This window comes from Micromonospora sp. DT41, from assembly GCF_049841715.1.
GTDB classification, from domain to species: domain Bacteria; phylum Actinomycetota; class Actinomycetes; order Mycobacteriales; family Micromonosporaceae; genus Micromonospora; species Micromonospora profundi.
On record NZ_JBNCKU010000022.1, the window covers coordinates 1 to 24,057 of the forward strand.

Below are 24,057 nucleotides of genomic sequence, written 5' to 3' on the forward strand. Positions count from 1 at the left end.
TTACGTGGCAGGCACTTCGCCATATCTACCGACCCGCTGGACATCCAAGATCACGGCTGCCGTGAAAGGCCGAGGCTCACCAACCGCAGACGCAGCGCCCGCTCGCCCGCGAACTGGACCGAACACTCCTCACCGATCAGCAGCAGGCTGCCGGGCTTCAACTCCTCGACGCCGCCCGTCGCGCCCGTCGCGTCCGTCACGTCGGTTGTCTCGTCACGCCTGGTCACGTCGGCTGGCCGCTTACCGCTCGTCTCTCCGGTCACGTCGGTGCGTCCGGTGCGCGCGTCACGTCGGCCAGTGACCACGGCTGATCGGGATCCGATGGCGGGCTCGGCAGGGCAGTTCCGCACCGCAGCGGCACACCTCGCGCCAGCGTTCCCAACTCCAGACGGGTTGATGTCGTCGGGCGAGGGTCAGCGCGGTGACCAACAGATATTCGTTGTACGACACACGCACTGCGTCGTCCTTTCGCAAAGGAATGGTGTCGCCGGCAAATCCGCTAACGCGGCGAGTCGCGACAGTTGGCCATTGCCGACGCTATTTCTCGACCCGTTCCACGGGAGGCTCCGGCACGTGACAGCGTGTTCCACGCTGGCCACCTTGTGCAACACTCCGGGCCGTTCTAGCCTGATCCCGTATTGACGCACGATGAATGCAAGCAATTGTGTGCGGGGCGCAACATCTGATGTTGCAGGAAGGGCGCGGCGATGTTGCATGACGGATGAAACAAGCGGGTCCACTGTGCCTCGGCGGCAGCTCGGGCGGCTGCTCACGCAGCTCCGTGAGGACGCCTCCGTGACGCTGGAAGCCGCTGCGGCAGCGCTGGACTGCTCGCGGCAGAAGGTGTGGCGTATCGAGAAAGGGCTGGTACCGGTGCGCGTGGTGGATGCGCGTGCCATGTGCGCTCTCTATCGCGTACCCGAAGATATGAAGGAGATCGTCGCAGCGCTCGCGAAGGAAACTCGCGCCAAGGGGTGGTGGCATTCGTACGGCGATGTCGTTCCGTCGTGGTTCTCGCTGTACGTCGGTCTGGAATCATCCGCGACCCTGATTCGCCGATACGACTCCGAGTTGATCCCGGGGCTCTTGCAAACCCGCGAGTACGCCACCGAACTGTTCCGCCGGAAGAACCCCACCATGAGTGGGGAGGACCGGGAAAAGCTCGTGGAGGTCCGGCTGCAACGACAGGGCATCCTGGTTCGCAGGCTTCCTGCCGCGCCTACCTTGCGGGTCGTCCTGAGCGAAGCCGTGCTCCGGCGCGCGATCCCCGATCGCCGGGCCATGGTGGGGCAGTTGCGTCACCTGCTCGACGTGGCAGCCCTGCCGAACGTGAGCCTGCGGGTGCTGCCGCTCGCCGCCGGTCCGCCGCTGGCCAGCGAGACGGGGACGTTCGTCCTGCTGGGCTTCGCGCAGGCGCTCGGGCGGGCGTCGAGCGAGCCGACCACCGTCTACCTGGAGAACATCACCGGAGCGCTCTATCTCGACAAGCCCGCGGAGGTAGCTGCCTTCGAAACCGTCTGGTCTGACCTGGAAGCGCTCGCGTCGAGTGAGGCAGAATCAGAGAAAATGATCACTTCGATCACCGAGGAGCATCATGACTGACCTTGCCGGTGCCGTCTGGCGCAAGAGCACCCGCAGCGGCGGGAGCGGTGGCGACTGCGTCGAGGTGGCCGACAACCTTCCCGGCGTCGTCGGCGTACGGGACAGCAAGGCCCCGACCGGCCCGGCGCTCACCTTCGCCCCGGCCGCCTGGGCTGCCTTCCTGGCCGGCGTGCAGGACCAGCAACCAGGGCTGACGCCCCTGCGCCCGTGATCGGCCTGCGCGGGCAGCGTCAGGGCTGACGCCCCGCCGCCTGGTGCGAGGGCGCGGCCAGAGCGGCCCCTGACCGCGGGGCAGCTTCCGTTCCTGGCGGCCTGGCTATCCTTGGCACCCGTGCCAGAGGGACACACAATTCATCGCCTGGCGGCCCGGCATGCCGAGCTGTTCGCAGGGGACAAGCTGCACGCCGCCAGCCCGCAGGGCCGCTTCGCCGAGGGCGCCGCGCGGCTCTCCGGCACCGTGCTGGAGGGCACCGAGGCGTACGGCAAGCATCTGCTGCACCACTACGCCGGCGAGTTGACCCTGCACGTGCACCTCGGGCTGTACGGGAAGTTCACCGACGGGTCGGGGGAGCCGCCGGAGCCCGTCGGTCAACTACGGCTGCGACTGGTAAGCGACAGGCACTGGCTGGATCTGCGCGGGCCCACCGCCTGCGAACTGTTCACCCCGCCCGAGGTCGCCGCGCTGCGAGCCCGCCTCGGGCCAGACCCGCTGCGGGCCGAGGCCGACCCCGAGCGGGCGTACGCCCGGATTGCCCGAAGTTCGACGCCGCTGGCCGCGTTGCTGCTGGACCAGTCGGTGGTGGCCGGCACGGGGTTGATCTTCGTGACCGAGGCGCTGTTCCGGGCCGGGTTGCCGCCGACGATGCCGGGCCGGCAGTTGACCCGCGCCGGCTGGGACGCGCTGTGGGCCGACCTGGTCGGGCTGATGCGGCTCGCGGTCGAGCACGGCCGGATCGACACCGTGCGCGACGCGCACCTGCCGGAGGCGATGGGACGACCGGCGCGGGTGGACCGGCACGGCGGCGAGGTGTACGTCTACCGCCGCCCCGGCGCGCCCTGCCACATCTGCGGCACCGAGGTGAGCCGGGGCGAGTTGGCCGGCCGCAACCTCTACTGGTGCCGCACCTGCCAGCCCAGCTGAAAACCGGTCAGTCCTCGTCGAGCAGCCAGCGGACCACCTCGATCTGATGCGGGAAGACGATGTCGTCGGCGATGCTCCACGCCAGCGTGTGGCCGATCGTCCAGCCGCGGACCCGTTCCCGATCGAGCCCCAACTCGTCGCTGAGCCGGTGGAGCCGGTGTCGTACGGCCGTCGGCGAGTGGCCCAGTTCCTGACCGCGCACCATGGGCACCACCGAGAACTCCCGTTCGCCGGTGAGCGGTTTCGGGTCGATGACCAGCCACGGTTCGCGGTCGGCGGCGAGGACGTTGCCGGCGTGCAGGTCCTGATTGACGAGCACCTGCTCGCCCTGGCTCGACGCCAGTCCGGCGAGCAGGTCGAGGGCGGCGTCGAGGAGTCGCCGCTGGTACGGCCGGCCGGCTCGTTCCCAGGTGCCCGGCATCCGGTGGATCCAGCCGGCGGCCTCGTCGGCCAGCGGGGTGAACGGTTCGCCGGCCGGTCGCCAGAGTCGAGGGAGCAGGCCGACCATCACGTCCAGTGCCTGGTCCATCGGTAGCTGGTGCAGGGCGGTGCCGGGCCGGCAGCGCTCCACCAGCAGGGCACGCCGTTGCGGGTCGTGGGTGAGCAGCCGGACCGCCCCGTCGCCGTCCCAGTGAGTCAGTGCGTCGGCCTCGTGCCGGCTGTCGTCGTCGGGGTACTGGAGCTTCAGCACGGCAGCCGTGCCGTCCGGCAGCTCGGCGGGGACGGCGAGGGAGGCGTAGGCGTACTCGAAGGGGTTTCCGAGCCGTAGTGACCACCGCTCGGCGCACTCGGCCAGCCAGGTCGGGAGTGTGGCGAGCCAGGCCCGACCGGTGGGTGAGCGACGTACCCAGTCAAGTCCCTTGGGCAGATCCATCCGGCCATCCTGGCGCATTGCCCGGTCGTTGCGGTGGGCTGCATCGACGAAGAGATTCCGGGATGGTGTCGTATCAGGGCGTAGCCGCTCGTGGAACCAGTGTGCGGCGGCCGACCGGGCCGCCGCAGGCGAGAGGTCGGGGAGAGGCCCCTCGTCCGGGAGTGAGAGGAAACGATCATGCCGGAGTACCTGATCACCTTCAACGACGAGTGGGTGCCCGAGCACACGCCGGAGGAGATACGCGCAAAGTCAGTTGCCAGCCACGCCGTGATGGCGGAGATGCTGGCCGAAGGTGTCCTGATCTTCTCCAACGGTGCCCTCGACAGGTCCACTGCGGTGTGCAGCGTCGAAAGTGTCGACGGCAAGCCGGTCTTCACCGACGGCCCGTACGTCGAGACCAAGGAGCACCTCGGCGGCTTCGCCGTCGTGGACGTGCCCGACGACGAGGCGGCGCGGTACTGGGCGGGCCGACTCGCTGTCGTGCTCGACTGGCCGCAGGAAGTGCACCGGTTCCGGGGTCCCGGGACGGCAGGCGGAGCGGCTCCGCGATGAAATGAGCTAGTGAGCGGTTCCGCGTTCGAGCAGGCGATCACCCGCGCCCACCACGAGGAGTGGGCGCGGGTGGTTGCCGGCCTCGCGCGCCGCTTCGGCGACCTTGACGTCGCCGAGGAAGCGACCGCCGAGGCGTTCCTGAGGGCTGCGGAGCGGTGGCCGCGCGAGGGCGTACCCCCGAATCCCGGCGGGTGGCTCGCCACCACCGCGGCCCGCAAGGCGATCGACCGGCTCCGTCGTGATGCGCAGCGCGACGCCAAGCATCAGGCGGCCCAGATCATGTACGACGACAGCCCTCCCGAGCCGACAGGCCCTGTCGAGGACGACCGGCTCCGGCTGGTCTTCACCTGCTGCCATCCCGCGCTCGCGGTGGAGGCCCGGGTGGCGCTCACCCTGCGCCTGCTCGGCGGTCTGACCGTCGCCGAGATCGCCCGCGCCTTCCTGGTGCAGGAGACGACGATGGCGCGCCGCATCACCCGCGCCAAGGCGAAGATCAGCGCGGCGAACATCCCCTTCCGGGTGCCCTCGGCCGACGACATCCGTCAGCGGCTTCCCGGCGTACTCGCTGTCGTCTATCTCGTCTTCAACGAGGGCTACCTCGCCAGCGACGGGGACGACGCGGTGCGCGTCGACCTCACCGACGAGGCGATCCGACTCGGTCGCCTGCTCCGGGCGCTGCTTCCGGACGACGGTGAGGTGGCCGGCCTGCTGGCCCTGATGCTGCTCACCGACGCGCGGCGGCACGCGCGGGTGTCCCGTACCGGGGAGTTGGTGACCCTCGACGCCCAGGACCGCGCCGCATGGGACCGCAGCCTCATCGCCGAGGGCACCGCCCTGGTACGCGAGCGGATCAGGGCGGTGGCGGCCGGCGGCGAGCCACCCGGGCGCTACCAGTTGCAAGCCGCGATCAGCGCTGTCCACACGGAAGCGCCGTCGGCCCGGGACACCAACTGGTCGGCAATCGTCGCCCTCTACGGTCGCCTGGTGCTGCTCGACCCCTCACCGATCGTGCGGCTCAACCGGGCCGTCGCGGTTGCCGAAGTGGACGGACCCGACGTCGGGCTCGCCGAGGTCGACCGGCTCGCCGAGGTGCTGGACGGCTACCACGCCTTCCACGCCGCACGCGCCGACCTGCTGCGGCGACTCGGCCGCTGCGGCGAGTCACGGGCGGCGTACGACCGGGCCATCGGGCTTGCCAGCAACCCCGCGGAACACGCGTACCTCACCCGCCGCCGCGACCAGCTCGCCACCTGACGGGTACGCGGAGACGGCTGTCACTGTGCGGTCGGAGGCTTCGCCTTCTGCGGGTAGAACGTCTCGTGGCGGGCAAGCATGGCGACGAACTCGACGATCTTGCGTTCGCGGGTCTCGGCCCGTTTGACGGCATTGAGCCGGTGGATGAGAGCGAACCTGTTGGCCTTGGTGAGCACGTCGAACATGGCCTGGGCGGCGGGGTTGGCAGCGATGGCGGCGAGCAGGTCGGGCGGGACCTCGGCCCTCGACGGTGGGGCGTAGGCGGCGGCCCACCGGCCGTCGGCCTTGGCGGCCTCCACAGCGGCGCGGCCCGAGGGCTGCATCCGGCCCTGCGTCTCCAGCCGGGCCACGTGGGCGACGTTGATCTGGGACCAGGAACTGCGGGGGCGGCGCGGAGTGAACCGGATCCAGGAGGATTCGGCGTCCCGTTTGCGGGCCTGCCCGTCGATCCAGCCGAAACACAGGCCCTCGTCGACAGCATCCTGCCAGGTCAGCGCGGTGACGGTGCCGCCCTTCCTGGTGAGTGCGAGCCAGATGCCGGGCGACGTGGCGTGGTTTACCGACAACCAGGCGCGCAGCCCGTCGACGTCCGCGACGATCAGCTCGTCCAACTCGGCACTCGTCATGGTCGGCAGGCTATCGCTGCCCTACGACAGCAACCTCGGCCCGCGGGCCGGCCCGGCCGTGTTCAGGTCCGGAAGATGACCGTCGCGTCGTCGGTGGCGACGCCGTCGTGGGCCTCGATCTCCCGGACCCGGCGGATGACCTCGTCGGGGCCGTCGGTCTCCAGCAGGTGCAGCAGCCCGGCCCAGTCCGTACGCCCGAAGGTGTCCACGAGCCGGCTCGCACCGTTGCTGAGCAGCGCTGCCGTGCTCACCTCGTCCGCCGGGCAACTGCCGCAGACCGCCTCGTCGACCACCTGCGGGTCGTCCTTTGCCACCCAGAAGCCGTCCGGGCTGTTTCGCCGGCCCCGCAATTCCAGCAGCAGCCGCCGGTACTCGTCGCTGCCCTCGGGAATGCCCTTCAGACGCGCCTCGAAGGATCGGGCGATCACCACCTCGCGCGGATCGTGGGCGACGAGAGGCGCGGCCTCGGCCCGGCCGACGAGCACCACGGCGTCACCGAGGACCAGGTGTTCGGCGAGCCCGTCGGAGAACCGGAGCATGGCCACGGCGGCGAACGGACTGATCGGGTGGGTGACGTCGCACGTGTCGCGGTGCTGGTCGGTGACCCGCTCGATGCTCTCGGCCAGCACGTCGCGCAGGCTCCGGTCTCCGGACAACGCGCCCAGGAGGGCGCCGCCCAGGCGGGTGGCGTACCAGGTCACGCCGTGGCGGCAGACCTCCTCGACACCGGCGATGCCACCAGCGCCGTCGACCAGGACCATGCCGGACGCAACGGCGCCGGCGAAATCCTCATTGGTACGCCCGGCGTGGCCGGCATCGGTCGCCATCGTCACCCGCATGGCCGGATTATCGGTCAGCGTCGAACTCCGCGATGAGGCGAGCGGCCCTCGCCGACGGTCGGCCGCTCGTATCATTGCCGTCGTGACGGGTGCCCGATGACGAGCAAGGTCGACTTCAAGAAGACCCTCGACACCTACCAGGCGACCCGGGGCCGGTTCCGGATCGTCGACGTGCCCGACATGCGGTACCTCATGATCGACGGGCAGGGCGACCCCAACACGTCGCCCGCCTTCGCGGCGGCTGTCGAAGCGCTCTATCCGGTGGCGTACAAGCTGAAGTTCGCAAGCAGGACGGACCTGGGGCGCGACTACGTCGTCCCTCCGCTGGAAGGTCTGTGGTGGGCCGAGGACATGGCGTCCTTCACTGCCGCGCGGGACAAGTCGCTGTGGAGTTGGACGCTGCTGCTCATGGTTCCGGACTGGATCGACCGGGCCATGTTCACCGCCGCCGTCGAGCAGGTCACTGTCAAGAACCGGCCGGCGCGCCTCGCCGACGTGCGCCTGGAGACGCTCTCCGAAGGGCGGTGCGCGCAGACGCTGCACGTGGGTTCCTTCGACGACGAGGCGGACGTGCTCGCCCGGATGCACAACGAGTTCATCCCCGGTGAGGGGTTGCGGATGGCCGGCGATCACCACGAGATCTACCTGAGCGACTTCCGTAGAGTCGCCCCCGACCGGCAGCGCACGATCCTCCGGCAGCCCGTCACGGGTTCGTCCGGGCCGGTGTGACGGGCCGGACCGTAGGCGGAATTGACAGTCGGCGGCTGCCGGAGCAGGGTTGAGCGGTGACAACGATGTCAACGGACAAATGGGAGGAAGAGTGATGGTGCTTTCCTCCTCGCGTACCCGACTCGACAGGTCGGCACGCGGCGTACCGTTTGCGGTTTTCCGGCGCGGACCCGGTTCGTCCGCCGATCCTGGCCGTATGTCCATTCCCTACCCGGCGGTGACCAGCTGAGATGACCGACGTGCCCCGATCCGCAGCCGAACCTGCCCCCGTCCCGGCAGGGTCACCCGACCTGCCCGACCTCGACGAGTTCCTCGCCGACCAGGCCCGCACGCTGCTCGACACCGCCCGCCGCGCCCTCCGGCCCGAGGGCGGCTTCTGGTGGCTGACCGACGAGCGCACACCTGCTCGCGACGAACCGCTGTACACCTGGATCACCTGCCGGATGACCCACGTGGCGGCGCTCGCCCACCGCAACGGCGATCCGGACGCCGCCGCCCTCGTCGACCACGGCGTCGCGGCGCTGCGCACGCTGCTGCGCGACGAGGAGTACGGCGGCTGGTTCGCCGCCGTGGACCAGCAGGGCGAGCCGACAAACGACCGCAAGGCCGGGTACGACCACGCCTTCGTGCTGCTCGCCGCGTCCAGCGCGACCAGGGCCGGGCGACCCGGCGCGCGCGAGCTGCTCGACGACGCGCTCGCCGTGGTGCTGGACCACTTCTGGGACGACGACGCCGGCGCGGTCCGCGAGTCGTGGAACCGCGACTGGACCGTCCCCGAGGACTACCGGGGCGCCAACAGCAGCATGCACATGGTCGAGGCGTTCCTCGCCGCCAACGCCGCCACCGGCGACGCGAGCTGGGCCGACCGCGCCCTGCGCATCGCCACCCACCTGGTGCACGGCGAGGCCGCCCGACACGACTGGCGGCTGCCCGAGCACTTCACCGCCGACTGGACGCCGCTGCCCGACTACAACCGGGACCAGCCCGCCGACCAGTTCCGGCCGTACGGCTCGACGATCGGGCACTGGCTCGAGTGGGCCCGGCTGCTGCTGGAGTTGGAGGCCGTCCTGCCACAGCCGCCCCGCTGGCTGCTCGCCGACGCCCGTGCCCTCTTCGCCGCAAGCGTCCGGCGCGGCTGGGCGGTCGACGGCGCCGACGGTTTCGTCTACACGATCGACTGGGAGGACCGGCCCGTGGTCCGCTCGCGGATGCACTGGGTGGTGGCCGAGGCCATCGGCGCGGCGGTCACCCTGCACCGCCGCACCGGGCACGCCGTCTACGCCGACTGGTTCCAGGTCTTCTGGGCGTACGCCCGCCGCAACCTCATCGACGACACCGGGTGGCGGCACGAGCTTGACGCGCAGAACCTGCCCTCGGACACGGTCTGGCACGGCCGGCCGGACGTCTACCACGCGTACCAGGCGGTGCTGCTGTCCCGCTCGGCGGACGGGCTGGGCGGCCCCGGCCCACGCAAGCCGGGCGAGGTGACCGAATGATCGTGGTGGCGGGTGAAGCCCTCATCGACCTGGTGGTCACCGCCGAGGGGGAGCGGGCCGTGCCGGGCGGGTCGCCCGCGAACGTCGCGGTCACGCTCGCCCGACTGGACCAGCAGGTACGCCTGCTGGCCCGGATCGGCCCCGACGAGTACGGCCGGCAGCTGACCGGGCACCTGGACGCCAACCGGGTGGACCTGACCTGGGCGGTCCGCGCCGACCAGCCCACCTCGGTAGCGGTCGCCACCCTGAATGCCGCCGGGCAGGCAAGCTACGAGTTCCGGCTGGAAGGTGCGGCCGACTGGCAGTGGACGCCGCAGGAACTGCCCGACCTCACCGGGACACCGGCGACAGCCCTGCACACCGGATCGCTGGCGCTCGCGCTGGCACCCGGCGCGCAGGTGTTGGAGGATCTGCTCGCCCGCGAACGCCAGCGGGACGCGCTCACCGTCTCGATCGACCTCAACCTCCGGCCGAGCATCGTGTCGGACCGGGCTGCGGAGCAGGAACGGGTACGCCGGCAGGTGCGCCACGCGCACCTGGTCAAGGCCAGCGACGAGGATCTCGCCTGGCTCCACCCGGACCGGTCGGCGGCCGACGTGATGGCCGAATGGCGCGAAGCCGGGGTCTCCTGCGCTGTGGTGACCCGGGGCGGCGACGGCGCGTGGCTGCTCGCCCCCGACGGGACGCTGCACGAGGAACCAGCGGTACGCACCACAGTTGTCGACACCGTCGGCGCCGGTGACTCGTTCACCGGTGGGCTGCTGGCCGCGCTGGCCGACCTCGACGCGCTCGGCGACCGGCCGGCCGACCGGCTAGCAGCGGTGACCGAGCCGCACTGGGAGGCGGTGCTCCGGCAGGCCGCGACGGTGGCCGCGCTGACCTGCGCCCGGCGTGGCGCCGACCCGCCCCGCAGCGCCGAGGTAGAAGCCCTCCTAACCACCCCTAACTAACACCCCCGGCCCACCGCCCCGCCCTCTCTGCCCGCACCCCGCCCCGCCCCGCCCCCGCCCCCGCCCCCGCCCCCGCCCCGCCCCCGCCCCGCCCCCGCCCGCGCCCGCGCCCGCGCCCGCGTGAGTCGATCATGGAGTTGTGGTGCCTCACAAAAGGGGCACGGATGGATTAATTGCCCACCACAACTTCATGATCGACGCCGGGGGATGGGGTGAGCGCGGGGGCGGGGTGAGCGCGGGGCGGGAAGCGCGCAGGGCAGCGGGGAGCGCCGAGGGCGGGGAAGCGGGGAAGCGGGGAAGCGGGGAAGCGGGGAAGCGGGGAAGGCAGGTAACGCGGGCGGGCGTGTGGGGATTAGCGGAGGCCGCGGCGTAGCAGTCTTGTGGGTAGCACCGTTGTTGCGGGCGGGGAGTCGTCGCCGGCGATGCGTTGGAAGAGTCGTTCGGTGGCGACCCTCGCCAGCTCCCTCGTGTCGTAGGCGACGACTGTCAACGGCCGGGGCATCAGGTGGGCCAGCTCGAAGTCGTCGAAGCCGACAAGCGCCGCGTCGCTGCCGCGCCGGTGCAGCTCCTGGAGGGCGCCGACGGTAAGCCGGTTGTTGCCGCAGAAGAACGCGGTGGGCGGGTCCGCCAGGTCGAGCAGCGCGGCGACCGCCCGCCCGGCGTCCTCAGGCGCGATCAGCCGGTCGCAGAGCAGCGATCCGTCCGGCGCGACCCCGGCGGCGGCCAGCGCCGTCCGGGCACCGGCCAGCCGATCACGCATGGTGGGCACGCTTGGCGCGCCGAGCAGAAGACCCACCCGCCGGTGCCCCTCGGCCAGCAGCGCGCCGACCCCCGCCTCACCGCCACCGCGGTTGTCCAGCAGGACAGCGTCGGCGAGCAGCCCCTGCGGCGGCCGGTCCAGGAAGACCGCAGGCATGCCCAGCTCGACCTCACGGCGCAGGAACGAGTGGTCGTGGCCCGCCGGCACCACAAGCAGCCCGTCGACCCGACGCTGCGTGAAATCCTGGAGTACGGCGCGTTCCCGCTCCGGGTCCTCCTCGGACGAAGCCGTGATCAACATGGTGCCGTGGGCGGCGGCGATCTCGGCGGCGACGCTGGCGATGGTGGCGTAGAACGGGTTGGCGATCTCCTCGATGAGCAACCCGACTGTGGCGTTGAGCTGCCGCGAGCGCAGGTTGCGGGCGATGTCGTTGCGCCGGAAACCCAGCTCGGCGATGGCGGCGAGCACCCGACCCAGCAACTCCTGACCCACCGGCTCGTCATTTACCACCCGGGAGACGGTCTTCAAGCTGACCCCGGCGTGCCGGGCGACGTCGACCATCGTCGGGCGCCGGCGTACGGCCGGGCGGGTCGGGGTCTGGGTCACAGGGTGGTCCTCCACGGCGGACGCTGGTCAGCGGGCGACAGCGGCGAGCGCGTCGACCGCCTTTCGGGCGGCTATCAGCACCGGATCCCACACCGGCGCGTACGGCGGAGCGTAGCCCAGGTCGAGCGCCGTCATGTCGTCCACCGTCATGCCGTTCCACAACGCCACGGCCAGCGTGTCGATCCGCTTGGCAGCCTCGGACCAGCCGACGATCTGCGCGCCCAGCAAGCGGCCGCTGGGACGCTCCGCGATCAGCTTGACGGTCATCGGCCGGGCACCGGGGTAGTAGCCCGCCCGGCTTGTCGACTCGGCGATCACCGAGATGAAGTCGAAGCCCGCCTCGCTCGCATCCCGCTCGCGCAGACCGGTGCGGCCCACCTCCAGCTCGCAGACCTTCGTCACCGCCGTGCCGATCACACCCGCGAAGGTGGCGTACCCGCCGCCGATGTTGATGCCGGCCACCCGGCCCTGCTTGTTGGCGTGCGTGCCCAGCGGTATGTGCACAGGCATCCCGCTGACCCGGTGCAGCGTCTCCACGCAGTCACCGGCCGCCCAGACCCCGGGAAAGCCCGGCACCCGCATCCGGCGGTCCACCCGGATCCCGCCGGTCGGCCCGATCGGCAGGCCGGCAGCCTCGGCCAGCGCGACGTTCGGGCGTACGCCGAGGCCCAGGACCACGACGTCGGCCGGAATCGGCCCTTCGGCGGTGACCACGGCGGACACCCGGCCGTCCTGCTGTTCAAGGCCGGTGACCGGCAGGCCGGCGCGGATCGTCACACCCAGCCCGCGCATCGCGTCGACGACTAGTTCGGCCATGTCGCTGTCCACAGTCGACATGGGCTGGTCGGACGCCTCGACCAGGGTGACGGACAGGCCGCGCTGGATGAGCGCCTCGGCCATCTCGACGCCGATGTAACCGCCACCGATGACCACTGCCCGGCGCGGCTGCGGCTCCGCGTCCAGCCAGTCGCGCAGTGCCGCCCCGTCGTCGAGGGTCTGCACCCCGAACACGCCGCCGGCGTCGGTCCGCGCCCACGGCGGCTGTGCCGGCGTCGCGCCGGCGGCGTACATCAGCTCGTCGAAGTGCTCGCGGACCTCCCCGCCGCCCTCCAGGTCCCGGGCGACCACCTCGCGGCGTTCCATGTCGATGGCTGTCACCTCGTGGCGCATCCGCACGTCCATGGCGAACTCCGTGCGGAACGTCACCGGCTCCCGGGCGATCAACTGCTCCGGGCCGTCGACCTGACCACTGATCCAGTACGGGATGCCGCACGCCGAGTAGGACGTGAAGTGCCCGCGCTCGAAGACCACGATCTCCAGGTCGTCGGAGCCCCGACGGCGTCGGGCCTGGGAGGCCGCCGACATGCCGGCCGCGTCCCCGCCAATGACGATCAACCGTTGCACCACAGGTTCATCCTGTCACGCTGATCAGCCATGGGTCTGCCGTGCGACGTCCTGCACCACGTCGACGAGCCGCCCGGTGCGGGCGAACACCGCACGCTGTCGTGCCGCGCCCGTGCCGTGCCGGCGCAGCCCGCCCAGCAGATCGGTCACCTCGGCCCAGTCGCCGTGCTGCTCCAGGGCCGGTCGCATCCGCTCCACGAACCGGTCCAGCAGCTCCCAGGCCGGGCGCAGCTCCCCGGTGGTCACGTCGACGGCCTCGCCCTCCAGGCCGTCGTGCGCGGCCCGCCAGTGCGCGCCGACGAGCAGGTGGTGATCGGTCTGCAGGGCGGGGCGGCCGGCCTCGACGTCGTCCATGGCGGTGGCCACCAGGGCGCGGACCAGCGCGGCGACCAGCACGGCGTCGTCCACCGACGGGCACACGTCGCCGATCCGCAGCTCGACGGTCGGGTACTTCGCCGACAGCCGGGCGTACCAGTAGAGCATCCCCTCGTCGAGCATCACGCCGCTGGCGATCAACTGGCGGATCAGCCGCTGGTAGTGCTCATGCGACTCCAACCAGGGCGTCGGCGCCACCGACGGCCAGCGCTCCCACTCCACCGAACGCCAACTGGCATAGCCGGAGTCCTCACCCCGGGAGAACGGGGAGTTTGTGGTGACAGCGTGCAGCAGCGGCAGCCACGGCCGGACGTGGTTGAGCACCTGCACACCGGTGTCCGGGTCGGGAACACCCACGTGCACGTGCATCCCGTTGTTGCCGGGGCCGGGCACGAGCAGCCGGAACCGTTCGATCATCCGGTCGAAGCGTGGCTTGTCCACCACCGGCGGCACCGGCCCGTCCACCGGGCCCGTGCCGATCGCCAACAGCCGGACGCCGGCCCGCTCGGCGGCGTCGGCGAGCGCCTTGCGCAGCACGCCGAGGGAGTGCCGGATCGAGGACAGCTCAAGCCCGGGCGGGCTGCCGATCTCGATCTGGCTGGTCTGGAACTCCCGCTCCACCTGCCCGCGCAACTCCGCCGGCACCTGCTCCAGCACCAGGTCGACGGCGGGAACCGCGGCTCCGGTGTGCGGATCGACGAGCAGGAACTCCTCCTCGACACCGACGGTGAGCAACCCGGTCCCCGCGGCCGAACCGCTGGGCGCCTCCGTCACCTGGCCCGTCATCGCCACACCACCGTCCGCTCCAGCCGATCGCGGGCCGTCCGCGTCGGTCTGTCTGTGGTTACCCGCGGTGGTGACGCCCGGAAACGTGGCGTACGGCGCGTCGCATCGCGTGTCGCGCTTCGGCGCATGGGCCGCGCGTCGCGAATCGGCCGGACTGTGTGACACCGGGTCCTATGCTGAGCGCGTGCCGGTGCCGCTGGGGTTCCTCTGGGTCGCGTGGATGTCCGCGTCCGCCCAGCTCACCCTGCTCGCGGCCGACCCGTCCGACCTGCTGGCGGGCGTCGCGCTGACCGCCCTCGTGCTGCTCACCGCGCTGCTCGCGGCGCGGGTGCCCGGCGGGTCGGGGGCACCGGGTTTCGCACGCGTATGGGCCGGGCTGCGCGCCCGGTCCCGGGGCCGCCGGACGCCCCGACAGATCGATCCGGACGCCGCCGGGCGACCCCGACCCCGCGCACCAGGGCACCCCCTCGCCGCGTAGCGCCACACCGCCGCGCGGCCGATCCCACAGTCACCGGTTCTCCCCGCGCGTACGGCGCCGGGGGAGGACCTCACCGGAATCGGACCGAGGGGTTTCCCATGCTCGCCTTCGCACCGTTGCACACCGTTGTCGGCGCCGCCGGCAGCGCGCTGTCCTGGCTCACCGATCTGCTCGAACCGTTCGCCGGCGGCATGGCGACCGCCGCCGCCATCGTCCTGTTCACCATCGCCGTCCGCCTGCTGATCTCACCGCTGACCGTTGCGCAGGTCCGCGGGGAGCGGCGCCGCGCGGCGCTCGCCCCGCAGGTGCGCGACCTGCAACGCCGGTACGCCGACGACCCGGCGAAGCTTCAGGGTGAGGTGTTCGCGTTGTACCGGTCGGCCGGCGCCAACCCCATTGCCGGCTGCCTGCCGTTGCTGCTCCAGGCGCCGTTCCTGCTGGTGCTGTACCGCCTCTTCACCACAAGCGAGGGTGGCACCGGCCTGCTTGACGAGCGGCTGGCCGGTGTGCCGCTGGGTCATCACCTCAGCGACGGGTTGACGGGTGCGGCCCTGCCGCTCTTCGCAGTCCTGTTGGCAGTGCTGGTGGTGCTGGCGTGGTGGTCGTCGCGGCGCGCACGCCGGGCGTCGGCGGCGGTGGGCACCGTGGCCGGTACGCCCACCGAGGGGCCTGGGGCAGCCACGCTCGGTCGGTTGCTGCCGTTGCTGCCGTTCGCGACAGTGCTGGTGGCGCTGGTGCTGCCGCTGGCCGCGGTGATCTATCTGGTGACCACGACGGCGTGGTCGGCGTTGGAGCAGGTGGTGCTCCGGCGTCCGCAGACGGTCGCGCAGAGCGACGAAGAAGATCGACGTTGACAACTGTCATGGCGGGACGTACAACTCCTGAGAGAGCGCTCTCTCGACCGTCCCCCGCAGAGAGGCACGTCCATGGAACCTCCTTCGGCGGCCACCACCGCCCCACCCGTCCGACGCCGCCTGCTGGCGTCCGTCCTGCTCGTCGCCACCACCACCGCCCTGGCCGGCGTCACAATGACCGCGCAGGCCGCCGTGCCGCCCCCCGCGTCCGGCTGGAGCACGGTCTGGAGCGACGACTTCACCGGCGCGGCCGGCACCCTGCCGTCGGCCGCCAACTGGATCATCGACACCGGCTACAACTATCCCGGCGGCCCGGCCAACTGGGGCACCGGCGAGATCCAGCGCTACACCGCCAGCACCGCGAACGTCAGCCACGACGGCAGCGGCAACCTGCGGATCACGCCGTTGCGCGACAGTTCGGGCGGCTGGACCTCCGCCCGCATCGAGACCGTCCGCAGCGACTTCAAGGCGCCGGCGGGCGGCGTGCTCGCCATCGAGGGCCGGATCCAGATGCCGAACGTCACCGGTGCGGCGGCGTCCGGCTACTGGCCCGCGTTCTGGGCGCTCGGCGCTCCCTACCGGGGCAACTACCAGAACTGGCCGGGCATCGGCGAGTTCGACGTGATGGAGAACGTCAACGGCCTCAACTCGGTCTGGGGCGTACTGCACTGCGGTGTCGCGCCCGGAGGGCCGTGCGACGAGTTCAACGGCATCGGGGCGTCCCGGGCGTGTCCGGGCAGCAGTTGCCAGTCCGCGTTCCACACCTACCGGTTCGAGTGGGACGCCTCGACAAGCCCACAGCAACTGCGCTGGTACGTCGACGGGCAGCTCTACCACACCGTCACCCAGAGCCGGGTCGGTGAGTCGGCCTGGTCGCAGATGACCTCGCACGCGGGCTACTTCCTGCTGCTCAACGTGGCGATGGGTGGGGCGTTCCCGAACGGGGTGGCAGGCAGCGCCACGCCCACGGCGGCTACCGTCCCGGGGCGGCCGATGCTCGTCGACTACGTGGCCGTGTACCGGCGGGGCGGCGGAACCACCCCGCCCACCACGCCGGCGCCGACCACGCCGCCGCCGAGCGGCACGCGGGACGCGTACGGGCAGATTCAGGCCGAGGCGTTCAGCGCGCAGAACGGTGTGATCGTGGAGGCGTGTGCCGAGGGTGGGCAGAACATCGGCGCGCTGCGCAACGGTGACTGGGTGCGTTACGACAACGTGGAGTTCGGCTCCACGTCACCTCGGGACTTCGTGGCCCGGGTGGCCTCCGGCGCCGGCTCCGGCGTGAGCGGTCTGGTCGAGGTGCGGCTGGACAGCCCGACGGCGACGCCCATCGGCAGCTTCGCGATCGGCAACACCGGCGGCTGGCAGAGCTGGACCTCGGTGCCCGGGAACGTCGCCGCGGTGACCGGTCGGCACTCCGTCTACCTCACCTTCACAAGCGGTCAGCCGAACGACTTCGTCAACGTCAACTGGTTCACCTTCCGCCGCTGAGGCGGCGGCGTTCGCCGGGTCTCCCACCGCGCCGAGGTGCGGTGGGAGACCCGGTCGTCCGTGTCTGGGCGCGGTCATTCACGCGGGCCTCTGGACAGGAACAGTTAACTGTCTTAATAATTAGCGCCAACGTAGACGTACATGAATGCCCAGTCCGGGCGTGGAGGGCCGCATGAAGCCTGCCAGATCCCTTGTCCTGTCCCTGGTGACCGTGCTGGCGGCGACGCTCGGCGCGGCCTGGGTGGCGCTGCCGGCGTTCGCCGCAGGCCCGACCGCCAGCTTCGTCAAGACCGCCGACTGGGGCGCCGGGTGGGAGGGGAAGTACACGATCACCAACGGCGGCAGCTCGACAATCAACGGTTGGAACCTCGTCTTCGACCTGCCGGCAGGCACCACGCTCGGCAGCTACTGGGACGCGTTGCTCACCTCCGCCGGCCAGCGGCACACCTTCACCAACCGGTCCTGGAACGGCAGCATCGCCCCCGGGGCGTCGGTGTCCTTCGGCTTCCTGGCCAGCGGCTCCGGCTCGCCGACCGGCTGCCAGCTCAACGGCGCACCGTGCGGCGGCGGCACCCCACCGACCACCCCGCCTCCCACGACCCCGGCCCCCACGACGCCGCCTCCCACAACGCCACCGCCGACCACGCCACCGCCCACCGGCGAGCTGCCGAAGCACCTGCTCACCGGCTACTGGCACAACTTCGACAACCCGGCGGTCGAGCTGCGGCTGCGCGACGTCCCCACCCAGTACGACCTGGTAGCTGTCGCCTTCGCCGAGGCCACCTCGACGCCGGGCGCGCTCACCTTCGGCGTAGACCCCGGGCTCGCCGCCTCGCTCGGCGGGTACACCGACGCGGACTTCAGCGCCGACGTGCGTACCCTGCACGCCCGCGGCCAGCGGGTCATCCTCTCCGTCGGCGGCGAAACCGGCCGGGTCACCGTCAACGACGCGGCATCGGCAACCGTGTTCGCCGACACCGCCGCCGCGCTGATCACCCGCTACGGCTTCGACGGCATCGACATCGACCTGGAGAACGGGCTCAACCCGACGTACATGGCGCAGGCGCTGCGAGCGCTCCGCGCCAAGATCGGCTCCGGTCTGATCATCGCGATGGCGCCGCAGACGATCGACATGCAGTCCCCGGCCAGCGGCTACTTCAAGCTCGCCCTGGACATCAAGGACATCCTCACCGTCGTCAACACCCAGTTCTACAACTCCGGGGCGATGCTCGGCTGCGACCAGAACGCCGCGTACTCCCAGGGCACCGTGAACTTCATCGTCGCGCTGGCCTGCATCCAACTGGAGGCCGGGCTGCGCCCCGACCAGGTCGGCCTCGGCCTGCCCGCCGGCCCCGGCGCCGCCGGTGGCGGCATCGTCGCGCCCAGCGTGGTGAACGCCGCGCTGGACTGCCTGGCCCGGGGCACCAACTGCGGCAGCTTCCGGCCGCCGCGCACCTACCCGGGCATCCGGGGGGCGATGACCTGGTCGGTCAACTGGGACGTCAGCAACGGCAACGGCTTCGCCCGCACCGTCGCGCCGCACCTGGACACCCTGCCCTGAGCCGTCCGACGCCCGCGCCGGCGTCGGCACCACCCGCGCGGCCGACCTCACCCGGCCGCGCGGGGCACCACCGCCCGCCGCTTCGCCGTCGGGCGACACCCCCACCACACCGGTCCCTGGAGGCCACGTGAAACTCCGATCCCCCCGCGCGGCGACGTTCGCCGTCGCGCTGGCCGCCGCGCTGGTGGCGGCCACCCTCGTCGCGCCGCAGGCCGCGTCCGCCGCCACCGCCGCCTTCGTCCGCACCAGCACGTGGAGCAGCGGGTACGAGGCCAAGTTCACCGTCACAAACAACACGTCCACGCCGATCACCTCCTGGGACGTCCAGTTCGATCTGCCCTCGGGCAGCACGATCGGGTCGGCCTGGGACGCCGTGGTGAGCAGCTCGGGCCAGCACGTGACCGCCCGCAGCCAGTCCTGGAACGGCGCGCTGGGCGCAGGCGCTAGCACCTCGTTCGGCTTCGTCGTCGCCGGCACCGGGGACCCCACCAACTGCACCGTCAACGGCTCACCTTGCGCCGGCGGTCCGACCACCCCGGGCGCCCCCGCCACGCCCGGTGGACTGCGCGTCACCGGCACCACCGCGTCGGCGGTGTCGCTGGCATGGAACGCGGTGAGCGGCACAGTGACCGGCTACCGCGTGTACGAGGGTTCGACGGTCCGTGCCACTGTCACCGGTACGTCGGCGACAGTGTCCGGCCTGGCCGCCTGCTCGGTGCACAGCTACACGGTCGCCGCGTACAACTCGGCAGGGGAGTCGCCACGGTCGGCGGCGGTCGCCGCGAGCACCACCGGCTGCACCGGCGGCGGCGGTTCGATGGCCGTCGCGCCGTACCTCTACCCGGGTTGGGGTGACCCGCCCGCACCGGCGACCGTCATGTCGGCGACCGGCGTCAAGTGGTTCACCATCGCGTTCGTGCTCTCCGGCGGCGGCTGCACGCCCGCCTGGGACGGCGGCGGCCCGCTCACCGGCGGCGCGCACGCCAACACCATCGCGGCCATCCGGGCGGCCGGCGGCGACGTGATCCCGTCCATCGGCGGCTGGAGCGGCAACAAGCTCGGCCCGAACTGCTCCTCGGCCAGCGCCCTCGCCGGCGCGTACCAGCAGGTGATCAACGCGTTCGGACTCAAGGCGATCGACATCGACATCGAGAACAGCGACGAGTTCGAGAACGAGGTGGTGCAGGACCGGATCCTCGGCGCGCTGAAGATCGTCAAGCAGAACAACCCGGGCCTGAAGACGATCATCACGTTCGGCACCTCGACCACCGGCCCGTCGTACTACGGCACCCGGCTGATCAACCAGGCCGCCGCGCTCGGCGCCAACATCGACACCTTCACGATCATGCCGTTCGACTTCGGCGGCGGAGCCAACATGTACCAGAGCACTGTCAACGCGGCCGAAGGCCTGAAGAACACGCTGAAGACGGCCTTCGGCTGGTCCGACGCGACGGCGTACGCTCACATGGGCATCTCCGGCATGAACGGGCTCTCCGACCAGCAGGAGCTGACCACGCCGGCCACCTGGGCCCAGGTCCGTGACTGGGCGAAGGCGCGCGGGCTGAGCCGGTTCACGTTCTGGTCGGTCAACCGGGACCGGCCGTGTCCGGGCGGGGGAGTCGTCTCCAACTGCTCCGGCATCGCGCAGAACACGTGGGAGTTCACGTCGATCAGCGCCCAGTTCGGCTGAGTCGGACGCGGATCAGCGACCGGCGGTCACCGACCGCCGGTCGTCGCGTCCCCGGCGCCGGCGGATCTTACGGATCGCCCAGCTGGCAGTCATGACGACGAAGACCGCGATGATGGCGTAGTTGAACCAGTCGCTGTACCGCTCGACGTCCTGCCAGCGGCTGCCGAGCAGGTAGCCGGCGCCGACGACGAGGGCGTTCCACACGCCGCTGCCGATCGTGGTGAGCAGGATGAACTCGCCGAGCGGCATCCGGTTGGCCCCGGCCGGGACGGAGACCAGGCTGCGCACCACCGGCACGACCCGGCCGATCAGCACCGCCCACCGGCCGTGCCGTTCGAACCAGCGGTCGGCCTTCTCCAGGTCGTCGCGATCCACCAGGGGGATGTGGTCCAACCAGCGCTTGAGACGCTCCTCGCCCAGCGCCGCGCCCAGCCAGTAGAGCACCAGCGCGCCGACGAGCGAACCGGCCGTGGCGGCAAGCGTCACGAGGAAGACGTTGAACTGACCCTCGTGGGCCAGGTAGCCGGCCATCGCCAGCACGATCTCGCTGGGGATCGGCGGAATGATGCTCTCCAGCGCCACCAACAGGGCGACGCCGACCGGACCCATCCCCTCGATCACGGAGGCCACCCAACCGGTCAACCCGGTGAACTCGGACGGGTCACCCGCCTGGGCGTACGCCATTGGAAGTCCTTCCGCGCAGGCAACGGGGATCAGGACCCTCTACCCGCAGACCGGGCGACGCACACCTGCCCGGTGACAGCGGCCACCCGCTCGGGCGGCCCTGCGCCGCCCCGGCCGTCAGTTCTCGGGGTGCACCGCCGTGTCGGCCGGACCCTGCCGCCAGCCGGTGAACCGCACGACGAGCCCGGTCCGCGAGGGCGCGCAACAGAACGGGCCCGCCGTGACCTGTGCCTCCGGGTCCAACGGTGTCAGCCGGACCAGTCGCCACGGCTCGTCGTCAACCCGGGCCCGGACGGTAAGCGCGTCGCCGGCCCGGCTGACCCGGACCGTGACCACCCGGTCGGCCCACTCCGGCACCGGTGCCACCGACCAGTCGGAGACCTCCCGCGTCACCACCGCGCCGAGTTGCAGGTCGCCGTCGCTCACCTCGACACCGGCCTTGGTCCAGGTCCGCTCGTCCACCCACACCAGGACGCCGGCCTGGTCGAACTGCTCAGTGAGTTCGAGGGCGAAGCTCACCTCCATCGCGGTGCCGACAGGCAGCGGCGCGAGCAGGGCCGGGGCGTCCTCGTGGACGAAGCCGTAGCTTGTCCGCCGCCACAGGTCGCTCTCGGCCGCGGGCTCGACAAGCAGTTCGCCGTCCGGACCGTGCTCGGTGCGCACCGGCGGGTGCAGCCAGGTGCCCCGGGCCCAGTCCAACGGCTCACTCGGTGGTACGAGCTCGAACGCCATGACGGAAACGGTACCCGGCGGGTTTGCCGCGATGATCAATCGGACATGTTTGGACGGCATGGGTGACCGTTGGTATTCCGAAGCCGTTGTCTACTGCCTCGACATCGACACGTTCGCCGACTCCGACGGCGACGGGGTCGGCGACATCCGCGGCCTGATGGGCCGACTGGACTACCTTGCCCGGCTGGGCGTGACGTGTCTGTGGCTGCACCCCATCCACCCCTCGCCCAACCGTGACGACGGGTACGACGTCACCGACTTCTACAACGTGGACCCTCGCTTCGGCACACTCGGCGACTTCGCCGAACTGCTGCACCAGGCGCAGAACCGGGGCATCCGCGTGATCATCGACCTGGTGGTCAACCACACCTCCGACGAGCACCCGTGGTTCCAGTCCGCCCGATCCTCGCCGGACTCCCCGTACCGCGACTGGTATCTCTGGGCCGACCACGAGCCCGCGGACCGCCACCAGGGCATGGTCTTTCCCGGGGAGCAGAACGAGACCTGGACGTACGACCGCACCGCCAAGGCCTGGTTCTACCACCGCTTCTACAAGTTCCAGCCCGACCTCAACGTGGCGAACCCGCAGGTCCGCGCCGAGATCAAGAAGATCATGTCGTTCTGGCTCCAGCTCGGCGTCTCCGGTTTCCGGATGGACGCGGTGCCGTTCATCATCGAGCTGACCGAGCCGGGCAACCCGAAGTCGCCGAAGGACTTCGAGTTCCTCAGCGAGCTGCGCCAGCACGTGCAGTGGCGCCGGGGCGACGCCGTCCTGCTGGCCGAGGCGAACGTCGAACCCGACGAACTGCCCACGTTCTTCGGCGACGGCGGTGGCTCCGGCAACCGGGTCCACATGCTCTTCGACTTCATGCTCAACGGTCGGCTCGTGCTCGCCCTTGCCCGGCACGACCCGGAGCCGCTGATCGAGGCGTTGCGCGACACCCCGAAGCTGCCCGTCGGCGGGCAGTGGGCCACCTTCCTGCGCAACCACGACGAGATCGACCTGTCCCGGCTGACAACCGAACAACGCAACCAGGTGTACGCGGAGTTCGGCCCGGACGAAAACATGCGCATCTACGACCGGGGGATCCGTCGACGGCTGGCTCCGATGCTCGACAACGACCGGCGGCGCATCGAGTTGGCGTACGCCCTCCAGTTCTCCATGCGGGGCACGCCGGTGCTGCGCTACGGCGAGGAGATCGGCATGGGGGAGGACCTGTCGCTGCCCGGCCGGGAGGCGATCCGTACCCCGATGCAGTGGTCCTACGCGGCGAACGCCGGCTTCTCCACTGCGGACCCGGAGAAGCTGGTCCGCCCGGTCATCGACAAGGGTGAGTTCAGCTATCAGCAGGTGAACGTCACGGCCCAGACCAGCGACGCGAAGTCGCTGTTCGCCTGGTTCGAACGCATGATCCGCACGCTGCGCGAGGCGCCCGAGATCGGCTCCGGCTCGACCACCCACATCGACGTGTCGATGCCGCCCGGCGTGCTTGCGCACCGGGCGGACGGCCCGACCGGGACCATGGTGTTCGTGCACAACCTCGGCACCGACGACGTCGAAGTGGACCTGAGCAGCCTCGAACCGGAGGCCGACATGCCGATGGACGTGCTCAGCGACCGTGGCTACGGCGAGTTGGGCAAGCTCGGGGCGGTCAAGGTGGCCGGTTACGGCTACCGGTGGATCCGGCTCTGCCGTGGCTCAGCCTGGTGACCTCGGCCGGAAGGCTCCGGGGTTAAGCTCCTTCGATCGACCCCAAGTTACCCGGAGGTAGTCATGTCGGAGCCCCGCGTCGCCATCGTCACCGGAGCCGCACGCGGTATCGGTGCGGCCACCGCCCAGCGGCTGGCCGCCGACGGGATGGCCGTCGCCGTCGTCGACATCGACGAGTCGACCACCAAGGAGACGGTGGACGCCATCATCGGAGCGGGCGGTCGCGCCCTCGGCGTCGGTGCCGACGTGTCCGACCGGGCGCAGGTCGAGGCGGCCGTCGAGCGGGTCGCCGCCGAGTTGGGCGCGCCGACCGTGCTTGTCAACAACGCCGGCGTGCTCCGCGACAACCTGCTGTTCAAGATGACCAGCTCCGACTGGGACACGGTCATGGGGGTGCACCTGCGCGGCGCGTTCCTGTTCAGCCAGGCCGCTCAGAAGCACATGGTGGAGCGCAAGTGGGGGCGGATCGTCAACCTCTCCAGCACCTCCGCCCTGGGCAACCGGGGTCAGGCGAACTACGCCGCCGCCAAGGCGGGCCTCCAGGGCTTCACCAAGACGCTCGCCATCGAGCTGGGGCCGTTCGGGGTGACAGCCAACGCGGTCGCCCCCGGCTTCATCGTCACCGACATGACGGCGGCCACCGCCGCCCGGATGAAGGTCGACTTCGAGGACTTCCAGAAGCACGCCGCCGCCGAGATCCCGGTCCGTCGTCCGGGTCGCCCGGAGGACGTCGCGCACACCATCTCGTTCCTGACCAGTGAGGGCGCGGGGTTCGTCTCCGGCCAGGTCATCTACGTCGCCGGCGGCCCCCGGGCCTGATCGTTCTCCCGACGAGGACGCACCCTGCACGCCAGGGAGCGTC

Annotated in this window: 24 protein-coding genes; 15 read left to right on the top strand and 9 right to left on the bottom strand. The window is 71.0% G+C overall.

Annotation, left to right across the window (positions count from 1 at the left end):
• Positions 1-50: 50 nt before the first annotated feature.
• A complete protein-coding gene (locus ACLQ23_RS28355; protein WP_425881365.1) occupies positions 51-200 on the bottom strand; it encodes a hypothetical protein in 150 nt (49 codons plus the stop codon).
• Between the two features lie 514 nt (positions 201-714).
• Between ACLQ23_RS28355 and ACLQ23_RS28360 the strand changes: the two genes are divergently transcribed.
• From ACLQ23_RS28360 to ACLQ23_RS28370, 3 genes are all read left to right on the top strand, one after another.
• Positions 715-1,602 (top strand): helix-turn-helix domain-containing protein, encoded by an 888-nt coding sequence (locus ACLQ23_RS28360; RefSeq protein ID WP_355631015.1) that lies wholly within the window; start codon positions 715-717, stop codon positions 1,600-1,602.
• A complete protein-coding gene (locus tag ACLQ23_RS28365) occupies positions 1,595-1,813 on the top strand; it encodes a DUF397 domain-containing protein (RefSeq protein ID WP_355591148.1) in 219 nt (72 codons plus the stop codon). Before ACLQ23_RS28360 ends, ACLQ23_RS28365 begins: the two co-directional genes overlap by 8 nt.
• A 120-nt stretch (positions 1,814-1,933) precedes the next feature.
• Positions 1,934-2,743 carry an Fpg/Nei family DNA glycosylase gene (locus ACLQ23_RS28370; RefSeq protein ID WP_425734873.1) on the top strand — a complete coding sequence of 270 codons (810 nt, stop codon included), beginning with the start codon at positions 1,934-1,936 and terminating at the stop codon, positions 2,741-2,743.
• A 7-nt stretch (positions 2,744-2,750) separates the two neighbouring features.
• Here the strand turns inward: ACLQ23_RS28370 and ACLQ23_RS28375 are convergent, their stop codons facing one another.
• Positions 2,751-3,617 (bottom strand): aminoglycoside phosphotransferase family protein, encoded by an 867-nt coding sequence (locus ACLQ23_RS28375; protein ID WP_425734874.1) that lies wholly within the window; start codon positions 3,615-3,617, stop codon positions 2,751-2,753.
• Positions 3,618-3,794: 177 nt separating this feature from the next.
• Between ACLQ23_RS28375 and ACLQ23_RS28380 the strand changes: the two genes are divergently transcribed.
• The gene (locus ACLQ23_RS28380; protein ID WP_425734875.1) at positions 3,795-4,169 is read left to right on the top strand and encodes a YciI family protein; all 375 of its coding nucleotides are present in this window, start codon (positions 3,795-3,797) and stop codon (positions 4,167-4,169) included.
• A gap of 9 nt (positions 4,170-4,178) precedes the next feature.
• The gene (locus ACLQ23_RS28385) at positions 4,179-5,423 is read left to right on the top strand and encodes an RNA polymerase sigma factor (protein WP_425734876.1); all 1,245 of its coding nucleotides are present in this window, start codon (positions 4,179-4,181) and stop codon (positions 5,421-5,423) included.
• A 20-nt stretch (positions 5,424-5,443) separates the two neighbouring features.
• Here ACLQ23_RS28385 and ACLQ23_RS28390 read toward each other — a convergent pair whose 3' ends face one another.
• Positions 5,444-6,049: a YdeI/OmpD-associated family protein gene (locus ACLQ23_RS28390; protein ID WP_425734877.1), complete on the bottom strand. Its 606-nt coding sequence runs from the start codon at positions 6,047-6,049 to the stop codon at positions 5,444-5,446.
• Positions 6,050-6,111: 62 nt separating this feature from the next.
• On the bottom strand, positions 6,112-6,888 hold the full coding sequence (locus ACLQ23_RS28395) for a hypothetical protein (protein ID WP_425734878.1): 777 nt from the start codon (positions 6,886-6,888) through the stop codon (positions 6,112-6,114).
• Positions 6,889-6,984: 96 nt separating this feature from the next.
• Between ACLQ23_RS28395 and ACLQ23_RS28400 the strand changes: the two genes are divergently transcribed.
• The 3 genes from ACLQ23_RS28400 (at position 6,985) to ACLQ23_RS28410 (ending at position 10,063) form a co-directional block, all read left to right on the top strand.
• Positions 6,985-7,617 (top strand): GyrI-like domain-containing protein, encoded by a 633-nt coding sequence (locus tag ACLQ23_RS28400; protein WP_355631009.1) that lies wholly within the window; start codon positions 6,985-6,987, stop codon positions 7,615-7,617.
• Between the two features lie 230 nt (positions 7,618-7,847).
• Positions 7,848-9,113, top strand: a complete 1,266-nt coding sequence (locus tag ACLQ23_RS28405; protein ID WP_425734879.1) for an AGE family epimerase/isomerase — start codon at positions 7,848-7,850, stop codon at positions 9,111-9,113.
• On the top strand, positions 9,110-10,063 hold the full coding sequence (locus tag ACLQ23_RS28410) for a carbohydrate kinase family protein (RefSeq protein WP_355631002.1): 954 nt from the start codon (positions 9,110-9,112) through the stop codon (positions 10,061-10,063). Before ACLQ23_RS28405 ends, ACLQ23_RS28410 begins: the two co-directional genes overlap by 4 nt.
• Before the next feature lie 352 nt (positions 10,064-10,415).
• On the opposite strand, the gene ACLQ23_RS28415 is transcribed toward ACLQ23_RS28410, so the two are convergent.
• From ACLQ23_RS28415 to ACLQ23_RS28425, 3 genes are all read right to left on the bottom strand, one after another.
• The gene (locus ACLQ23_RS28415; protein WP_355591432.1) at positions 10,416-11,384 is read right to left on the bottom strand and encodes a LacI family DNA-binding transcriptional regulator; all 969 of its coding nucleotides are present in this window, start codon (positions 11,382-11,384) and stop codon (positions 10,416-10,418) included.
• 72 nt (positions 11,385-11,456) lie between these two features.
• Entirely contained in the window at positions 11,457-12,836 is a 1,380-nt protein-coding gene (locus tag ACLQ23_RS28420) for an FAD-dependent oxidoreductase (RefSeq protein WP_053655604.1), read from the bottom strand.
• Between the two features lie 21 nt (positions 12,837-12,857).
• A complete protein-coding gene (locus ACLQ23_RS28425) occupies positions 12,858-13,994 on the bottom strand; it encodes a carboxylate-amine ligase (RefSeq protein ID WP_053655605.1) in 1,137 nt (378 codons plus the stop codon).
• A gap of 184 nt (positions 13,995-14,178) precedes the next feature.
• Between ACLQ23_RS28425 and ACLQ23_RS28430 the strand changes: the two genes are divergently transcribed.
• The 5 genes from ACLQ23_RS28430 to ACLQ23_RS28450 all read left to right on the top strand — a co-directional run bounded on the left by ACLQ23_RS28430 (position 14,179) and on the right by ACLQ23_RS28450 (position 20,068).
• A complete protein-coding gene (locus tag ACLQ23_RS28430; RefSeq protein ID WP_231640037.1) occupies positions 14,179-14,472 on the top strand; it encodes a DUF6412 domain-containing protein in 294 nt (97 codons plus the stop codon).
• Positions 14,473-14,570: 98 nt separating this feature from the next.
• A complete protein-coding gene (locus tag ACLQ23_RS28435; RefSeq protein ID WP_425881366.1) occupies positions 14,571-15,326 on the top strand; it encodes a YidC/Oxa1 family membrane protein insertase in 756 nt (251 codons plus the stop codon).
• 72 nt (positions 15,327-15,398) lie between these two features.
• Positions 15,399-16,817: a carbohydrate-binding protein gene (locus tag ACLQ23_RS28440; protein ID WP_355591189.1), complete on the top strand. Its 1,419-nt coding sequence runs from the start codon at positions 15,399-15,401 to the stop codon at positions 16,815-16,817.
• Positions 16,818-16,989: 172 nt separating this feature from the next.
• Positions 16,990-18,378, top strand: a complete 1,389-nt coding sequence (locus tag ACLQ23_RS28445) for a chitinase (protein ID WP_425734881.1) — start codon at positions 16,990-16,992, stop codon at positions 18,376-18,378.
• A gap of 127 nt (positions 18,379-18,505) precedes the next feature.
• Complete coding sequence (locus ACLQ23_RS28450; protein ID WP_425881367.1) at positions 18,506-20,068, top strand: cellulose binding domain-containing protein; 1,563 nt, start codon at positions 18,506-18,508, stop codon at positions 20,066-20,068.
• Positions 20,069-20,080: 12 nt separating this feature from the next.
• On the opposite strand, the gene ACLQ23_RS28455 is transcribed toward ACLQ23_RS28450, so the two are convergent.
• Complete coding sequence (locus ACLQ23_RS28455; RefSeq protein ID WP_355591198.1) at positions 20,081-20,752, bottom strand: DedA family protein; 672 nt, start codon at positions 20,750-20,752, stop codon at positions 20,081-20,083.
• A 117-nt stretch (positions 20,753-20,869) separates the two neighbouring features.
• Positions 20,870-21,484 carry a DUF1349 domain-containing protein gene (locus tag ACLQ23_RS28460; RefSeq protein ID WP_355591201.1) on the bottom strand — a complete coding sequence of 205 codons (615 nt, stop codon included), beginning with the start codon at positions 21,482-21,484 and terminating at the stop codon, positions 20,870-20,872.
• A 58-nt stretch (positions 21,485-21,542) separates the two neighbouring features.
• Here ACLQ23_RS28460 and ACLQ23_RS28465 point away from each other — a divergent pair, with 58 nt between their 5' ends.
• Both ACLQ23_RS28465 and fabG read left to right on the top strand, forming a co-directional pair.
• On the top strand, positions 21,543-23,195 hold the full coding sequence (locus ACLQ23_RS28465) for an alpha-amylase family protein (RefSeq protein ID WP_355630981.1): 1,653 nt from the start codon (positions 21,543-21,545) through the stop codon (positions 23,193-23,195).
• A gap of 63 nt (positions 23,196-23,258) precedes the next feature.
• Positions 23,259-24,014 (top strand): 3-oxoacyl-ACP reductase FabG, encoded by a 756-nt coding sequence (fabG, locus tag ACLQ23_RS28470; protein WP_355630978.1) that lies wholly within the window; start codon positions 23,259-23,261, stop codon positions 24,012-24,014.
• Positions 24,015-24,057 lie beyond the last annotated feature (43 nt).

Bases quoted from the DNA above. Each gene is read 5' to 3' on its own strand.
- ACLQ23_RS28360 (WP_355631015.1), top strand. From the start codon at position 715: ATGACGGATGAAACAAGCGGGTCCACTGTGCCTCGGCGGCAGCTCGGG.
- ACLQ23_RS28390 (WP_425734877.1), bottom strand. From the start codon at position 6,049: ATGACGAGTGCCGAGTTGGACGAGCTGATCGTCGCGGACGTCGACGGG.
- ACLQ23_RS28405 (WP_425734879.1), top strand. From the start codon at position 7,848: ATGACCGACGTGCCCCGATCCGCAGCCGAACCTGCCCCCGTCCCGGCA.
- ACLQ23_RS28465 (WP_355630981.1), top strand. From the start codon at position 21,543: ATGGGTGACCGTTGGTATTCCGAAGCCGTTGTCTACTGCCTCGACATC.
- ACLQ23_RS28415 (WP_355591432.1), bottom strand. From the start codon at position 11,384: ATGGTCGACGTCGCCCGGCACGCCGGGGTCAGCTTGAAGACCGTCTCC.
- ACLQ23_RS28375 (WP_425734874.1), bottom strand. From the start codon at position 3,617: ATGGATCTGCCCAAGGGACTTGACTGGGTACGTCGCTCACCCACCGGT.
- ACLQ23_RS28395 (WP_425734878.1), bottom strand. From the start codon at position 6,888: ATGCGGGTGACGATGGCGACCGATGCCGGCCACGCCGGGCGTACCAAT.
- ACLQ23_RS28455 (WP_355591198.1), bottom strand. From the start codon at position 20,752: ATGGCGTACGCCCAGGCGGGTGACCCGTCCGAGTTCACCGGGTTGACC.
- ACLQ23_RS28445 (WP_425734881.1), top strand. From the start codon at position 16,990: ATGAAGCCTGCCAGATCCCTTGTCCTGTCCCTGGTGACCGTGCTGGCG.
- ACLQ23_RS28410 (WP_355631002.1), top strand. From the start codon at position 9,110: ATGATCGTGGTGGCGGGTGAAGCCCTCATCGACCTGGTGGTCACCGCC.
- ACLQ23_RS28460 (WP_355591201.1), bottom strand. From the start codon at position 21,484: ATGGCGTTCGAGCTCGTACCACCGAGTGAGCCGTTGGACTGGGCCCGG.
- ACLQ23_RS28365 (WP_355591148.1), top strand. From the start codon at position 1,595: ATGACTGACCTTGCCGGTGCCGTCTGGCGCAAGAGCACCCGCAGCGGC.
- ACLQ23_RS28440 (WP_355591189.1), top strand. From the start codon at position 15,399: ATGGAACCTCCTTCGGCGGCCACCACCGCCCCACCCGTCCGACGCCGC.
- ACLQ23_RS28425 (WP_053655605.1), bottom strand. From the start codon at position 13,994: ATGACGGGCCAGGTGACGGAGGCGCCCAGCGGTTCGGCCGCGGGGACC.
- ACLQ23_RS28435 (WP_425881366.1), top strand. From the start codon at position 14,571: ATGCTCGCCTTCGCACCGTTGCACACCGTTGTCGGCGCCGCCGGCAGC.
- ACLQ23_RS28400 (WP_355631009.1), top strand. From the start codon at position 6,985: ATGACGAGCAAGGTCGACTTCAAGAAGACCCTCGACACCTACCAGGCG.
- ACLQ23_RS28380 (WP_425734875.1), top strand. From the start codon at position 3,795: ATGCCGGAGTACCTGATCACCTTCAACGACGAGTGGGTGCCCGAGCAC.
- fabG (WP_355630978.1), top strand. From the start codon at position 23,259: ATGTCGGAGCCCCGCGTCGCCATCGTCACCGGAGCCGCACGCGGTATC.